This window comes from Chloroflexota bacterium (assembly GCA_009840625.1).
Taxonomy (GTDB): Bacteria; Chloroflexota; UBA11872; order UBA11872; family VXNJ01; genus VXNJ01.
In genome coordinates this window covers 289,720-304,007 of the sequence record VXNJ01000001.1, presented here as the reverse complement: position 1 = coordinate 304,007, position 14,288 = coordinate 289,720, and the positions used below count along the sequence as shown (strand labels likewise).

Annotated in this window: 11 protein-coding genes; 4 read left to right on the top strand and 7 right to left on the bottom strand. The window is 65.9% G+C overall.

Going from position 1 to position 14,288, the window contains the following annotated elements; all coding sequences use genetic code 11:
- Positions 1-32 precede the first annotated feature (32 nt).
- A complete protein-coding gene (locus F4X41_01280; protein ID MYB15659.1) occupies positions 33-1,517 on the bottom strand; it encodes a sulfatase in 1,485 nt (494 codons plus the stop codon).
- A 535-nt stretch (positions 1,518-2,052) separates the two neighbouring features.
- Positions 2,053-2,298 carry an antitoxin gene (locus F4X41_01275; GenBank protein ID MYB15658.1) on the bottom strand — a complete coding sequence of 82 codons (246 nt, stop codon included), beginning with the start codon at positions 2,296-2,298 and terminating at the stop codon, positions 2,053-2,055.
- On the opposite strand from F4X41_01275, the gene F4X41_01270 reads away from it, so the two are divergent.
- Positions 2,227-3,639, top strand: a complete 1,413-nt coding sequence (locus F4X41_01270) for a mandelate racemase/muconate lactonizing protein (GenBank protein ID MYB15657.1) — start codon at positions 2,227-2,229, stop codon at positions 3,637-3,639. The genes F4X41_01275 and F4X41_01270 overlap by 72 nt on opposite strands.
- 14 nt (positions 3,640-3,653) lie before the next feature.
- Positions 3,654-4,760, top strand: a complete 1,107-nt coding sequence (locus tag F4X41_01265) for a cyclopropane fatty acyl phospholipid synthase (GenBank protein MYB15656.1) — start codon at positions 3,654-3,656, stop codon at positions 4,758-4,760.
- A gap of 94 nt (positions 4,761-4,854) precedes the next feature.
- Here the strand turns inward: F4X41_01265 and F4X41_01260 are convergent, their stop codons facing one another.
- Both F4X41_01260 and F4X41_01255 read right to left on the bottom strand, forming a co-directional pair.
- A complete protein-coding gene (locus F4X41_01260; GenBank protein ID MYB15655.1) occupies positions 4,855-6,327 on the bottom strand; it encodes a sulfatase-like hydrolase/transferase in 1,473 nt (490 codons plus the stop codon).
- A 142-nt stretch (positions 6,328-6,469) separates the two neighbouring features.
- On the bottom strand, positions 6,470-7,957 hold the full coding sequence (locus F4X41_01255; protein ID MYB15654.1) for a sulfatase-like hydrolase/transferase: 1,488 nt from the start codon (positions 7,955-7,957) through the stop codon (positions 6,470-6,472).
- 145 nt (positions 7,958-8,102) lie between these two features.
- Here F4X41_01255 and F4X41_01250 point away from each other — a divergent pair, with 145 nt between their 5' ends.
- Positions 8,103-8,792, top strand: coding sequence for an SOS response-associated peptidase (locus tag F4X41_01250; protein ID MYB15653.1), 690 nt, complete (start codon positions 8,103-8,105; stop codon positions 8,790-8,792).
- 219 nt (positions 8,793-9,011) lie between these two features.
- Here F4X41_01250 and dnaE read toward each other — a convergent pair whose 3' ends face one another.
- From dnaE to F4X41_01235, 3 genes are read right to left on the bottom strand one after another with little or no spacing between them, the layout of a single operon-like run.
- Positions 9,012-12,194, bottom strand: a complete 3,183-nt coding sequence (dnaE, locus tag F4X41_01245) for a DNA polymerase III subunit alpha (protein MYB15652.1) — start codon at positions 12,192-12,194, stop codon at positions 9,012-9,014.
- Between the two features lie 4 nt (positions 12,195-12,198).
- Positions 12,199-12,420, bottom strand: a complete 222-nt coding sequence (locus F4X41_01240; protein ID MYB15651.1) for a hypothetical protein — start codon at positions 12,418-12,420, stop codon at positions 12,199-12,201.
- A 20-nt stretch (positions 12,421-12,440) separates the two neighbouring features.
- Positions 12,441-13,622 (bottom strand): DNA polymerase Y family protein, encoded by a 1,182-nt coding sequence (locus F4X41_01235; GenBank protein MYB15650.1) that lies wholly within the window; start codon positions 13,620-13,622, stop codon positions 12,441-12,443.
- 143 nt (positions 13,623-13,765) lie between these two features.
- On the opposite strand from F4X41_01235, the gene F4X41_01230 reads away from it, so the two are divergent.
- Positions 13,766-14,287 (top strand): hypothetical protein, encoded by a 522-nt coding sequence (locus F4X41_01230; GenBank protein MYB15649.1) that lies wholly within the window; start codon positions 13,766-13,768, stop codon positions 14,285-14,287.
- The last annotated feature ends 1 nt before the right edge of the window (position 14,288 follow it).

The following is a 14,288-nucleotide window of genomic DNA, read 5'->3' as shown; positions in this document are numbered from 1 at the left end:
CGTCGTGGGAGCCTCGGGCCAACGCCGGCCGTCTAACTCAATCCCACGCGGTCGAATTGCTCCGGCGGGGCGTCGTTGGCCTTCATCAGCGCGGCTACTTTGCGGCCGAGGTCGGCCTCCAGTTGCGCGTTGCTGATCTCGTTTTCCTGGCCCGGGTCGTTGTGCAGGTCGAATAGATGGGTGCTCATATCGATCGGCCAGGAAAGGTATCTGGCTTCGGGCGAGAGGGCCGAGATCTTGGCGGTCCGCACTCCCTTGGTGAAGGAGAACGGCTCGGCCAGTCTTACATCCTGCAGTTCGGATACCGGCATGCGGTTGCGCATGTGGGTGGCCATCAGGGTGTAGTGGTTGAGCTCGTAGCCGATTTCGCGGTCAACCGGACCGCGCATGTAGACGTATCGCCCGTCGGTGTAGTTAACGTGCGCCCCGAACATTCCAAAGAGGATCCCCTCCCGCGTCGGCGAGCCGTCGGCCACCGTTTCGCGCAACGGGATTCCCTGCATATCGGGCGGGCGTTCGATCCCGAAGTACTCCAGCAGGGTGGCCGGTACGTCGATGTTCTGAACCAGGTTCTGGTTGCGTACGCCGCGCCGTCCCGACCGCGGGTCCCAGACAAAGAACGGAATGCGGGCAACCTCGTTGTAGAACGGCTGCACCATCTTGGCCCACCAGCCATGTTCGCCAAGCAGGAAGCCGTGGTCGGTGGTCACGATCAGCATCGTGTCCTCCCACATCTGCTGCCGGTCCATCTCGTCGAGTATTTGCCCCAAGTAGTGGTCGCACATCGAAAGAGTGGCGGCGTATTCGTAGCGCATGTGCTGAACCATGTGGTCGGGCTCGGTGACGCGGCCGTAACTCGGCCAGTCAAAATGCGGCCCGTCGTACTCGTGCGGGTACAGGTCCTTGTATTCATCGAGGGTGTAAAAGGGCTCGTGCGGATCGAAGGTTTCAATCTGCAAGAACCAGTTGTCCGCATCACGATTGGTTCGCAAGAATTCGATGCCGTCGGCAAACGTTTTGGCCTGGGGCAGCTGGTCCTGCTCTTTCAGGTATTTGCGGTTGACCCAGTCCTGGCGCCAGGTGTAGCCGGCTCGTTGGTCAAGCGTGAGGCCCTTGGGCAATTCGGGGTCGGCGACCTCGCCTTTCCAGGCGTCACCCTCGTGACCGCGGTGAAAAGACCAGGTGTTGTAGCGGGCGTGAAAGGTTGAGCCGCCATCTTCGAAGTAGTGCTGGTGGTCGGTTGTGAAGTGGCAGTAGGTGCCCGATTCCTTCATGATTTCCGGGGCCGAATCGTCGAACGGCTCGAGCGGACCCCAGGCGCGGTGCAGGAAGTTGTAACGGCCGGTGTGGAGCTCGCGGCGAGCCGGCATGCAGGGCATGCTCCCGACCCAGGCCTGGTCGAATGTGACCGTGCGTTCGCCAAGCCGCCGGAAATTGGGTGCGTGCGTCCAGTCGCAGCCGTAGTTGGGCAGGAAATGCCGGTTGAGCGAGTCAAACATGACCATGATGGCGCGCATGGTTTGCCTTTGCAGGTGCGAACGGTGGCCGGGAGACGAATGGATCGATCTCCTCACTAATCTTCACCTCGACCGGTCCGCGAGCAGCAAATCCGATAAGTTCCGGTTGCCGGACGAATAATCCGGCTTCGGGCCGTCGCTAGTCAGCTGATTCGGGAAATCCCGGGATACCGGTCAAATCTCCGGTCGAAGCGGAAGATCTCCAAAAAACCAACCCGACCGCGTGATCGCGGCAAAGACCGCGTCGCGCGCTGAAACGCCGCGAATCGACCCGATCAACTTTTGGGCGCCGGGGAGCTGGGCCAGTTCGAGTGCGAATACTTCGTCGGCGATTGCGTCCAGAAGGGTGACGCGGGTTCATTGGCGTCGGCGCGATTCAATGCTGCGTATCGATGCAGGATTTCCTGATAAACCTCGACATCGGGCGCGAATATTTCTCCTTCCGCGGCCAATCGACCCGGCAGCATCGCGGCCCGTTCCTTGATTGGGTGGGAAGCTCCGACCAGAATCGTCGGAACGTTGGAACCGATGAATATCAGTTCGAATCGCGTCCCGCGTCGATTTCGTCCAGCATTTGGTCAATGTCGGATGTCGGGTACTGATGCCGCGTCGCAGCGGCGATTGCCGCGAGCTTGGCGTCGACGGATGCGAGTGAATCGCGGCGCGCTTGCCGCAGGGCACGGCGGACCCATTCGGACACGGTCACGCGATGGCGGCGCGCAATGCGCTGAGTCTCGCGAAACTCCACTTCATCCAAGATGACGTGCAATCTTTTGGTCATGCAAAGAGTTTCAACCACCTTTTTTCGGTATGCGCGGGTTGCGGCAGAAGTCCGAAGCATGCCCAGCTGGCACCGATAATGGGCGCGGCAACGTTGAGCGATCCGCCCCGCGTTCGGATTCCCGAGGCAATTTCACTGATGCAAATAACCGACATCTGGTTCGAAAAACTCTACGGCCGGCTGGCGCCCGAGTACCCAATGTTTGAAGAGCGGCTGATTCGCCCGATTGACGTTTACCCCGAGCACCGTGCCGAAAGCGCGGCGGCGATGTCGCAGGACCGATTCGAGGCAAATGACGACGGCACGGTCGACGTGACGACGGTCATCTGCCACGTCGAAACCGACGTCGGCATCAGCGGACTGGCCGGTCCCTGCTCGGTCAACGAGGCTTTCTTCGTGCGCAAGCAGCTATTGGACCTGCTCCGCGGAGAGGATCCGCTGGCGACCGAGCGCGCTTGGGACAAGATGTACCGGTACCTGATTCACGGTCGCAAAGGCGAGGCGATGTTCGCCGTCGCCGCGGTCGATTCGGCCCTCTGGGACATCCGCGGAAAAGCAGCCGGTCTGCCGCTCTATCGGCTGCTGGGCGGGCCCGTCCGAAAATCCTTCCCGGCCTATGCTTCGGCGCTGGGGTTTTCGATCGAACTCGAGGATGCCGCGCGGGTCGCCAAGGGATTCGTCGACCAGGGATTCACCGCCACCAAATGGTTCGTCCGCAACGGACCGATGGAAGGCGAACCGGGCGCGCGCAAGAACGTGGAGCTGGCCGGCGCGCTGCGGTCGGCGGTCGGCGACGACGTCGAGATCATGATCGACGCCTGGAGTTCCTGGGACGTGCGCTACGCGATCGACATGGGCAACCGCCTGGCCGAGCACCGCGTGCGCTGGATCGAGGAGGTGGTCAAGGCCGACGACATTCCGGGCCAGGCCGAGGTGCGCCGCCGCTCGGCGACCCCAGTCTCGGGCGGCGAGCACGAATACACCCGCTGGGGCGCGCGCGAATACCTGGAGGCCAAGGCGGTCGACCTCTACCAGGCCGATACGATCTGGGCCGGCGGGGTCTCGGAGATGATGAAGATATTCGCACTCTGTTCGGCCTACGGCGTACCGCTGATTCCGCACGGCGGCTCGGTTCCCATCAACGCTCATCTGACGGCCGCGGTGTCGCCCACCGACGCCCCGTACATCGAATACCTGGTGCAGTGGAACGAGTTCACCCAGTTCTTCTGGAAAAACCCGACCAAGCCGGTCAACGGTTACATTTCGCCCACCGACGATCCCGGGCTGGGACTCGAGATCGACGAGGAAAAGGTGATCAGCCGCCAGCGCCTGGACTACTAGTGGCGACCGCCCCGATGCAGGCCGAGACCGCCCGCATGCTGGCGGTGGGCGGAATCGAGATCAACGGACCCAACCCCTGGGACATCCAGGTAAACGATCCGCGGCTGTACCGGCGCATCTTCCGGCACGGTTCGCTGGCGCTGGGCGAATCGTACATGGACGGCTGGTGGGACTGCGAGCAACTCGATGAGTTCATCGCCCGCATCCTGCGGCACCGGATCGACCAGTCGGTCCCCAAGAACCTGAAGACGATCGCCTACCGGCTCTCCGGGGTGCTGCTGAACCGCCAGTCCAAGGCCCGCGCCTGGATCGTGGGCCGCGAGCACTACGACCTGGGCAACGATGTCTTCGAGGCCACCTTCGACACCCGCATAACCGGCAGCTGCGGGTACTGGGCCCGGGCCGACAATCTCGACGACTCGCAGACGGCCAAGCTGGACCTGATCTGCCGCAAGATCGGGCTCCAGAGCGGCCAGCACGTGCTCGACATCGGCTGCGGCTGGGGGGCGTTCATGCAGTTCGCCGCCGCAGAGTACGGCGCCCGGTGCACCGGCGTGACGGTGTCCGAGAACCAGGTCGAGCTGGGCCGCCAGCGCTGCGAGGGGCTGCCGGTAGAGTTTCGGCTGCAGGACTATCGCGATCTCCGTGGAAGCTTCGACCACGTGGTTTCGATGGGGATGTTCGAACACGTCGGGGTGAAGAACTACCCGATCTACTTCGACGTAGCCCGCCGCTGCCTAAAAGACGAAGGTTTCTTCCTGCTCCACAGCATCGGCGCCAATCGGACCTCGCCGGTCGTGGACCCCTGGATAGACAAGTACATCTTTCCCAACGGAGCGCTGCCTTCGATCAAGAACCTGGGCGAGGCCCTGGAGAGCCGATTCGTTGTCGAGGACTGGCACAACTTCGGGCCCGATTACGACAAGACATTGAACGCCTGGATGGCCAAGTTCGATTCCAATTGGGACGCCCTGAAGGACAAGTACGGGGAACGCTTCTACCGGATGTGGCGGTACTACCTGCTCTCCTGCGCCGGCGGATTCCGGGCCCGCAACATTCACCTCTGGCAGCTGGTTCTTTCCAAGCGGGGCGCGCTCGGGGGCTACGTCCCGGTACGCTGAACCGCTCGGGCGGCGCGCGGCCGTCGACCCAAGCGGCCACTGTCCGATATTTAGGCAGGCTTCGGCGGTGCGGGATTCCGGCCGCCGCCCCGGGCTATTGGAAGGGTTCTTTTTCCGGACCGAACGCTGCGGGCGCCGGGGTGTAGGGAATCTTGACGTAGTTGGCGACGATGTGCTCCTCGCCCCCGTTTCGCTCAACGAGCGCACGCTGGTCGGCAAACGCGCGCGAGTTCACCTCCGCCGGATCGCAGATGTCCAGTAGTTCGAGATGCAGGCGCGCACGGACGCCGGCGTGGCTCGGATCGGAACCCAAGTCGCAGAGTTCGCGCGGGTCGTTGTCCAGGTCGAAGAGCTGTGCCGGAAACTGCGGGTCGGCATAGTGCACGTATTTGTAGCGCTGGTCGCGGACCATGTAGGAGCCGCAGATGGCCCCGCTGGCGTGGTACTCGGCGAAGACGGTCCGCTGCGGATCGCTCTCGCCGCGCGCTACCGGCCACAGCGAGGTGCCCGGCAGGTCGGAATCTTCGGCCGCGGCCGGGGCTCCCACCGCATCCAGCACTGTCGGGAAAAAGTCGATGAACGAGACGTTGGCGCTGCGCGTTTCGCCGGCCGGCAGGTCGGGGCCCGACATGATGAACGGGACTCCGACGGCATCCTCGTAGTGCGAGCTCTTGCCCCACAGCCCGAAACTGCCCGCCATCTCGCCGTGGTCCGACGTGTAGATGATGCGGGTGTTCTCGCGCCAGCCGTTGGCATCGACCGCGTCCAATATGCGGCCGACCTGTTCGTCCATGAATGAGATCAAGCCCCAATAGGCGGTAATCCCGCGGCGGACCGCCTCGTCGGGCAGCCGGTCCGAACCGTCGGGCGGACTCATCCGCAGCGGGCGGACCCTGTTCCAGTAGGGATGGTCGGGATAGCTCTCGTGGGAGAGCGGCATTTCGACTTCGTCGACGTCGTAGAGGTCCCAGTGCCGCTGCGGGCAAATGAACGGGAAATGCGGGGTGACGACCGAGGCGAACAGCACCCAGGGCCGATCGTACGACGTGGCATCGTCGCCCAGCCAGCGCACGGTCTCGTCGGCGACCGCGGTATCGAAGCGGATGTATTCGGAATCGCCAGCGTGGGCCTGCAGCACGTCGAACGCGGGGGCTTGGCTGGGGGGCATGTTCCAGCGGATCGAACCACGCACATCGCCGATGCCGTCCCGGACGTTCATCGAGACCCGTTTTTCGGCGATGCCGTTGTCGTCCTCATCTGCGCGGTAGTGGAGTTTTCCGATCGATGTGACCTGGTTTCCGTTGGCGGCCAGGCGGTGCCCCCAGCTGGGAGCTTCGTGGCCCACGTAGGGATGGGCGTTGTCCCAGTGCCCTGTCTCATGGCAATAGCGCCCGGTGAGAAAGTTGGCGCGCGAGGGCACGCAGATCGGGAAATTGCAGTAGGCGTTATCGAAGCGCACCCCGTCGGCGGCCAGCCGGTCCAGGTTGGGGGTCTTGACCTGCGGGTGCCCGTAGCAGCCGGTCATGCGGCGCGTGTGTTCGTCCGACATGATGATCAACAGGTTCATTGGCTCCACGGCAACGCCTTTCGGGTGCGATCGTCTGGCGACCCGCGCGGCCGCGGCAATTGTGCGGCGCGCGGAAATAATCCCGCCAACAGTTTGACGTCGCCGCAGGGGGCCGCCGGCAATCGGAGGCCGCTGCGGAGGTCTAGCGCTGGATCCCGTCCTCGTAGAACTCGACCGGGGTAGGGGTCGCCCCGATCAGCGGACCTTCGGCGGCCACGTGCTCCTCGCCGCCGTAGCCGTCGATAAGCGCACGTTGGTCTGCGAACGCCTGCTTGTTGACCGCTTCGGGGTCGCAGATTTGGAGCAGTTGGGCGTGGAGCCGATCGCGGATCGCGGCGTGCGCCGGGCTGGCGTGCAGGTCGTTCAGCTCCTGCGGGTCCTCCTGGAGGTCGAACAGCTGCGGCGGATACCCGGCGGCGTAGTACACGTACTTGTAGCGCTGGTCGCAGATCATGAAGTTCCCGGTAGGGCTGCGGGCGGCGTGATACTCGGAAAACGCGACCCGTTCCAGGTCGGTTTCGCCCTTGGTCAGCGGCCATAGCGAATCACCGGGGAGCGCGTCATCTCCGGCCTCCGGCGAGGCGCCGACGCCTTCCAGGACGGTTGGGAAGACATCGGCCCAGCTCACGATGGTCTGTTGGGTCTCGCCCTGGGGTATGTCGGGGCCGGCGATTATCAGCGGGGTTCCGACCGAGTCCTCGTACATGCACATCTTGCCCCAGAGTCCGAACCCGCCCAGCATCTCGCCGTGATCGGAGGTGTAGATGATGCGGGTGTTCTCCGCCTGACCGGATTCCTCCAGCGCGGCCAGGACCAGGCCGAAGTTGTAGTCCATGAAGGTGGTGATCCCGTAGTAGGCGGCGATCGCCCGGCGGACCTGGGCCTCGGTGTAGTACTCGTCGCCGTCGAAGGGGAGCCGCCAGGGCCGGGCTTCGTTCCAGTAGGGGTGGTCGGGCCACTGCTCCGGCGACCAGGCGATCGGCATGTCCACCCCGTCCAAGGGGTACATGTCGTAAAACTCCTGCGGCGCGATCAGCGGCGGGTGCGGGCAAAGCAGCGAGACCATCAGGCACCAGGGCTTGTCGTGCCCCTGCGATTCGTTAGCCAGCCAGGAGCACGCTTCGGCGGTGGCGGCCCGATCGAATCGGGTGTAGTGGCTCTCGCCCGGCCCGGCTTCCATCGTCGAATCCGCGGAGTGCGAGACCTTGCCCTTGAGTCGGCGCCAACGCATGCTGGAAAAGTAATCGCCGCGCCCCTTGAAGATGTTCATCGCCACCCGCGATTCGGTCAGGCCGTTGGGGTCGGATACGTCGTGGAAGTGCAGCTTACCGATGGTGGTGGCAACGTGCCCCTGGTCGGTGAGGCGGTGGCTCCAGCCCTCGGGTTCGCCTTTCCAGGCATGGGCGTTGTCCCAGTGCCCGCTGCTATGAACGTACTGGCCGGTCATGAAATTGGCCCGCGACGGGACGCAGATCGGGCAGTTGACATAAGCGCGGTCAAATCGCACTCCCCGCGCCGCCAGCGCGTCCAGGTTGGGAGTCTGAACGATGTCGTGCCCGTAGCATCCGGTCATGCGCCGGGTGTGCTCGTCCGACATCAGGATCAGCAGGTTCATGGGCTCGGTGGACATCGCGCTGGCGCTCCGGCTTCTGGTGGGCGCCAGAATTTTGCATTGCGCCAGACCGTCCGCGGCCGGGTCGACCCTAGTCGGGCCGCGCGCGGAGACCGTCGCCGAGAATGCGGTCCGGCTTCAAAAGGGATGAAATGGAATCTGCATGTGCGGTCGATTCGGCCTTTTCTCCGACCTTGATCGCCTGGCCGAGCAGTTCGGGTTCGACCCGCTTACGGTGCGCGATCTGTTCTCGCCGTCGTACAACGTCGCCCCGACCAACAGCGTCCTAACGCTGACTGCGCCGGGACTAGCGCTGGAGCCGCAGTTGATGCGCTGGGGACTCATCGCCCCCTGGCAGCGCCGCGGCGATCCGCTCGGCAAGCCGATATTCAACGCCCGCAGCGAAACCGTTGCCGAGAAACCGATGTTCCGGCGTGCGTTTGCGCGCAGCCGCGGACTGGTGCTCGCGGACGGCTTCTACGAGTGGCGGCGCCGCGGTGGCGTCAAACAGCCCTACTGGATCTGTCGCCGGGACGGACACCCGTTCGCCTTCGCCGCCATCTGGTCGCTGCAACAGGGCGCGGGACTCTATTCCTGCGCGGTCCTGACCACCGGCCCCAATGAGCTGATGGCCCCGATCCATTCCCGCATGCCGGTCATCCTGGGCGAGCACGATTCCGATACCTGGCTGGATCCGGAGGCACCTGCCGAACGGTTGTTGGAGGCCTGCCGGCCCGACCCCTGGCCGCATATGCAGGCCGTCCCGGTTTCGGCCAGGGTTGGCAGGGTCGCCAACAACGACCCGACGCTGATAGTTCCTGTGACGAAGCCTTCGGATGAAGGTTTGCTCTGAGCGCAGATCCCGCTTGCGTTGCAAATCGTGCGAAGCAGTTTCGCCGGGGGTTTGGGGAGGTCTATTGAAGATTCGCCGGCTGGCGCTTGGGTGTTTAACCCCTTCGGGTGAATGCTTGCCGCTGGCCCGCGGCTGACGGCCCCGTCCTTTCGTTTTGGTCCCTGCGATCGCTCCGCCTCGAACTTTGACCTCTCGGCAGTTTCTCGCGGCTCGATTGCGCTAACCCCAATCGTGGGTTTTCTCGCTGACCACCAGGTCGGGCGACCAAGGCGCAGATAAGCGCCGCGCCTTATCGACCATGATGTTGGCGGATCCGTCGCGGCGCGACATCACTCCTTCGATCAGCACCAGCGGGGCCGAAAGGTCGTTGCGATGCCGCTGCCAGGTCGATGGCCAGATCGCCAGCGGGATCATCCCGAACTCGTCCTGCAGAGTCATGAACACCATCTTGCCCAGGGGGCGCTGGCGGCGCAGCACCTTGCCGGCCGCGCTTATCCGGGCCCCGTCAGGGACCTGGTCCAGCTGGCGGCTGCTCAACACACAGTCGGCCAGACGGGGGCGCAGCGTTTCCATCACATGGCCACCGGTGAACAGCCGCAGAGTCTGGTACTCGTAGGCCATCTGGTTCTCCGGCGACAGCGGCGCCAGCGACGGCATGACCTCGTGGTGCTCCAGGGCCAGCGGCGCCTGTGGCGACGGAGGACGGTAGTGCAGCCCCACCTCCCAGAGATCGCTGCGCCGATCGCCGGCGCCGGAAAGATCAGCGCAGGCGCCGGACTTTACCAGCGCCTCCAGGGCGGCCTGCTGGAGCCCGGCGCGGGCGATCAGGTCGCGCAGGGACTTAAATTCGCCGCCGCGCTCTCGCGCCGCCAGCAGTTTTTCGGCGCTCTGGGCGGCGATCCCGGCCACAAAGCCCAGGCCCATCCGGAACGTGTCCGGCCCCTCCGGCCGGCACTCCCGGTGGCTGCGGTTCACATCCGGTCCCAGGGTCCGGATTCCGCGCCGCAGGGCATCCTCCTTTAAGGTTTCGATCGACCAGAACCCCATCGGCTGGGCGTTGAAGATGGCGCAGTAGAACTCCGCCGGGAAGTAGTGCCGCAGCCAGGCCATGTGATAGGCGGTGGCGCCGAAGGCGAGCGCATGGGCCTCGGGGAACATGTAGTGCGGATTGAACTTTTTAAAGATCCGGTCGGCGATGCCCGCCGGGACCCCGCGGTCGCGGGCGCCCTCGCGGAAGCGGTGCCAGTACCGGCCGATCAGGTCCTGGTTGTTGCGCCGCTGGAAGGCTCGGCGCATGAGGTCGGCCTCGGCGGCCGAGAGCCCGCCCACGTCCATCCCCAGCTGCACCACCTGGTCCTGGAAGAGGATGATCCCCAGCGACTTGGCCAGGGCGCGCCGCTCCAGGGGATGGTCGTAGTCCCAGGACTGGCCGTGGCGGCGGCGCAGGAACTCGGTCACCCCGTCGTTGGCCCCCACTCCGGGGCGGACCGCGGCCACCTGCAGGGCCATGTCGTAGAGGTGTCGCGGCCGCATGCGCTTGATCGTCTGCATCTGGGCGGCGCTCTCCACCTGGAACACCCCCACCGTGTCACCGCGCCCCAGGTCGGCATACACCGCCGGGTCGGAATGGTCGATCCGGCTCAGGTCGATCCGCCGGCCGGTGCGGTCCTCGATCAGCTGCAGGCACTCCTGCATCTGCGAGAGCGTGCCCAGGGCCAGGAAGTCGATCTTGACGAACCCGGCGTCCTCGGTAGCGTACTTGTCCCACTGGCAGATGTAGCGCCCCGAGATCGCCGACGGCTGCACCGGCACCATGTCGACCAGCGGCTCGGAGCTGATGATCATCCCGCCCGGGTGCTGGGACAGGCCCTTGGGGAAGCCCTGCAGCTGCGCCCCCAGCGCGATCAGGTCGCGCCAGCCGCGCTGACGCTGTCGACCGGCCAGCTGCGGGATCTTGTCCATCTCCTGCTCCAGATCGGCGCCGGAGTGCGATTCGGCCCGCTGGGCCAGGATCGCAAGCTCGGCGGCCGGCAGTCCCAGCGCGCGCCCGACGTCGCGGACCACCCCGGGAAGGCGGTAGGTGGGAATCATGGCGGTGAGCGCGGCCCGCTCCCAGCCCAATTCGTCGAACACCTTCAGGATCAGCCGCTCGCGGATGTCGCGCGGGAAATCCAGGTCGATGTCGGGTGGGCTGGCCAGGCGGTCGGCGGGCAGGAAGCGCTCCAGCGGCAGGTCGTACTCGAGCGGATCGACGTGCGAGAGGCCGATCAGAGTCCCGGTGAGCATGGCCACCGAGGACCCGCGCCCGCGGCCGGGCGCACGCTGCGACAGCGGCGCCCCGGGCGGCAGGTGGCCGAGTTCGACGGCGACCTGGCGGGCCATCTCGATGACCTGGCGGTAGAGCAGGAAGAACCCGGCCAGATCGTGCTTGGCGATCAGGTCGAATTCTTTCTGCAGCCGCGCCTGCAGCGTCGGCGTGATGCGTCCGTAGCGCTCCCGGGCCGCGATCCGGCAGACATGCTCGAAATAGGCCTGCTGGCCGGCGAACCCCTCCGGGACCGGCGGCTGCGGGAGCCGGTAGCGTATCTGCCCGACCGAAAACGCCATGCAGCGCCGGGCGATCCGGGCGCTGTTCTCCAGGGCCTGCGGCCAGCGTCGAAACAGCCGTGTCATTTCTTCGGTTGGGCGCAGATGGTAGTTGGCGTTGGGGTGCCGCTGGCGGTGACAGCCGTCGAGGGTGGTGTTTAGGCGAATGGCGGTGAGTACGTCGCCGAGCCGGTGGCGGCTGCGGTCGTGATAGCAGACCCCGCCGGTGGCCACCATCCCGACCCCGAGCTGGCCGGCCAGCTCGGCCAGGGCCCGGTTGCGGGCAAGCTCGCCGGGAGCCAGGTGGCGCTGCAGTTCGATGAAGACGGACTCGCTGCCCAGCTGCTGGCAGTATCCGGCGACGAGGCCGCGGGCGGTGGCCAGGTGGCCGGAATCCAGGTGCCGGGCCAGGTGCCCGCCGGGGGATCCGAGCAGGGCGATCAGTCCCTCGCCGTGGGTGCTCAGTTCGCCCGGATCAAGCTGCGGATGACGGCGCTCGCCGGCCCGGTGGGCGCTGCTGATGAGCCGGCAGAGGTTGGAATAGCCGGCTGCGTTTTCGGCCAGCAGGGTTATCGGGGCAGGCTCCAGCTCCGGGTGCGCCACGGTGACCTCGGCGCCGACGATGGGCTTTATCCCGGCGGCGCGGGCCGCCTCCGCCAGCTCCAGGACGCCGGTCAGGTTGTCGCGGTCGGTCAGGGCCAGCGCCTGGTAGCCCAGCTTGGCCGCGCGCACGACCAGTTCGTCGACCGACGAGGCGCCGCGCCCGAACGAGTACCAGCTGCGGCAGTGCAGTTCGCCGTAGGCGGAATCGTCCATCCCTCTAGCCGTCCTGGCGGAACCAGCTCCCGCTGGCCAGGTCGCAGAACACGGTCAGTACGCGGCCGTCGGCCAGCAGGAGCCGGAAATAGCGGCGCCGGATCGGGTCCTCGCGCCACCACTCGTCGTCAAGCTCCCATGCGTCGAGCAGGGCCCGGACTGCGGCGGATCCGCCGGTCCGGGTGTCGGCGATCGCCCGCGGCAGACCGCGCGCGTTGGTGCGCACCGTGGCCGGGCGCGGCAGGTTTAGGGGGCGGTAAAGCGGACCAGCGCCTGGCGCCGTTCCGGGATGCGTGACCATGGTTCCACCTCAACTACCCGCAGCAGCGCCTCGCCCGGCAGGCGCCGGCGCAGACCGGCGACTGCTGAGTGGAGGCTGGCCTTGCGGGATTTGGACCAGAGTTCGCCCTGGATCGTGGGCGCGGGCCCCAGCTGGCCGAGTTCGACCTGCAGGTCCTTGACCGGCCCGGGCAGGCCCAGCGGCCCGGGTTCGCGGCCGGAGAGGACCGCCAGCAGGGTTTCGCAAGCGGCTTCGGCGCCGGCCACCGGGGTGCGGAACCGGTAGGCGAACGACCAGGTCGGCTGGTCGCTGATCTGGCCGGTCAGGGCAATATGCCCGGCGGCCCGGCCCGCGAGCCGGGGATGGCGGTAGAGGCGCTGCAGCAAGGTCAGCAGACCGACGCTGAAGGCCCCGACGCTGACCGCCGGAAACGGGAATTCCAGCTGGGCGGATACGGTTTCGGCCGGCGGGAGCGGTCGCAGAGGTTCGGAGTCGTCGCCGCGGGACAGGTCCCAGGCCCGGGCCCCGGGCGCCCCTAGGCGCGCCCGCAGCGCCCTGCGCGGCTGGGCGGCCAGATCCCCGAGAGTGTTGAGGCCGAAGTCGGCCAGCAAATGCTGCGCCTCGTCATCGAGCGGCAGCAGCGTAGCCGGCATCTTGGCCAGGAAGGTGCGCAGCGCAGCCGGCTCGGACGGGGCTCTCAGGATCTCCCCCGCCGGGGAACGCACCGCCGCGCAGCGGGCGTTGAACTTGCCCGTACCCAGGCCCCACCGCCCGCGCCAGTCATCCGCGATGGCCTCGCGCAGGTGCCGTTTTAGACCGGCCGGGCCGCCGTAGAGCGACTCCAGCCCGGCAATATCCAGGTAGGCGCAGCCCGGCCCGCCGTCCTCGACGCCTGGAAACATCTGCTGCAGCCGATCCAGGATCCGGTCCCAGCAGCGCTGGTAGTAGACCGGATCGGCCGGCAGGAGACGCACTTCTGGCTGCTCGGCCAGGACCCGGCTCAGGGCGGTCCCGGGCCGTGACCCCAGCGATGGATCGGCATCAAGCAGCTGCGGGCGCCAGGCGCTTCCCTCGTAGATCGCCAGCGGCTCCGGGCCGAGCCGGCGGCGGATCCGCTCGGCCTGCAGCGGCAGGTGAGCAAATACCACACAAGCAATACGAAACATAAAACATTATAGAAACACTTTGCCGATCGATAGAACCCTGTCAGACACGATCAAGGCATATGATTCCTGCCAGGCTGAACGGCGGCAACGGACCATCGGCGGAGATGGCGCATTAGCATCCCGTCATGGATATTGCCAGCACATTTCGCCACTACGACGGGAAGCGCATAGCACCGTTCCGCCAGGTGATGAATGCCGTAAGGGACTCCCCGGAGAGTGCGGTTGGCGAGTTGCTTGACCTCGCCGCCTCCGACGAGCTGGCACTCCAGGTTGGCGCCACTTGGGTCCTAAGGAACCTTGTTGAGCGCGGCGCAGTGCTTGACGGTCGGCAGGCGGAGAAGCTCCTTCGCCTCCTAAGTCAACCCATCGCGCCGGACGCGCTCCTTCACGTTCTGCAGACCCTGCCGCATATGGAGGTCGAACCGGCCCAACAAGGAGCGCTGCACAACGCGCTGATGGCGCTGATCAAGTCCCGACGGGCATTCATCCGCGCATGGGCCTACAACGGCCTCGGCATTCTGGCTGCACGAGAGCCCTCATTGCGGAACGAAGTTCTCACTCTGCTTGACCAGGCTGCCGGGCGTGAGACTGCCGCTGTGAAGGCGCGCATACGGCATGTGCGGACTGCGATCTCGAACGAGCCATAGA

Bases quoted from the DNA above. Each gene is read 5' to 3' on its own strand.
- F4X41_01270 (MYB15657.1), top strand. From the start codon at position 2,227: ATGGCGGCGCGCAATGCGCTGAGTCTCGCGAAACTCCACTTCATCCAA.
- F4X41_01265 (MYB15656.1), top strand. From the start codon at position 3,654: ATGCAGGCCGAGACCGCCCGCATGCTGGCGGTGGGCGGAATCGAGATC.
- F4X41_01250 (MYB15653.1), top strand. From the start codon at position 8,103: ATGTGCGGTCGATTCGGCCTTTTCTCCGACCTTGATCGCCTGGCCGAG.
- F4X41_01255 (MYB15654.1), bottom strand. From the start codon at position 7,957: ATGTCCACCGAGCCCATGAACCTGCTGATCCTGATGTCGGACGAGCAC.
- F4X41_01280 (MYB15659.1), bottom strand. From the start codon at position 1,517: ATGCGCGCCATCATGGTCATGTTTGACTCGCTCAACCGGCATTTCCTG.
- F4X41_01275 (MYB15658.1), bottom strand. From the start codon at position 2,298: ATGACCAAAAGATTGCACGTCATCTTGGATGAAGTGGAGTTTCGCGAG.
- F4X41_01230 (MYB15649.1), top strand. From the start codon at position 13,766: ATGGATATTGCCAGCACATTTCGCCACTACGACGGGAAGCGCATAGCA.
- F4X41_01260 (MYB15655.1), bottom strand. From the start codon at position 6,327: ATGAACCTGTTGATCATCATGTCGGACGAACACACGCGCCGCATGACC.
- dnaE (MYB15652.1), bottom strand. From the start codon at position 12,194: ATGGACGATTCCGCCTACGGCGAACTGCACTGCCGCAGCTGGTACTCG.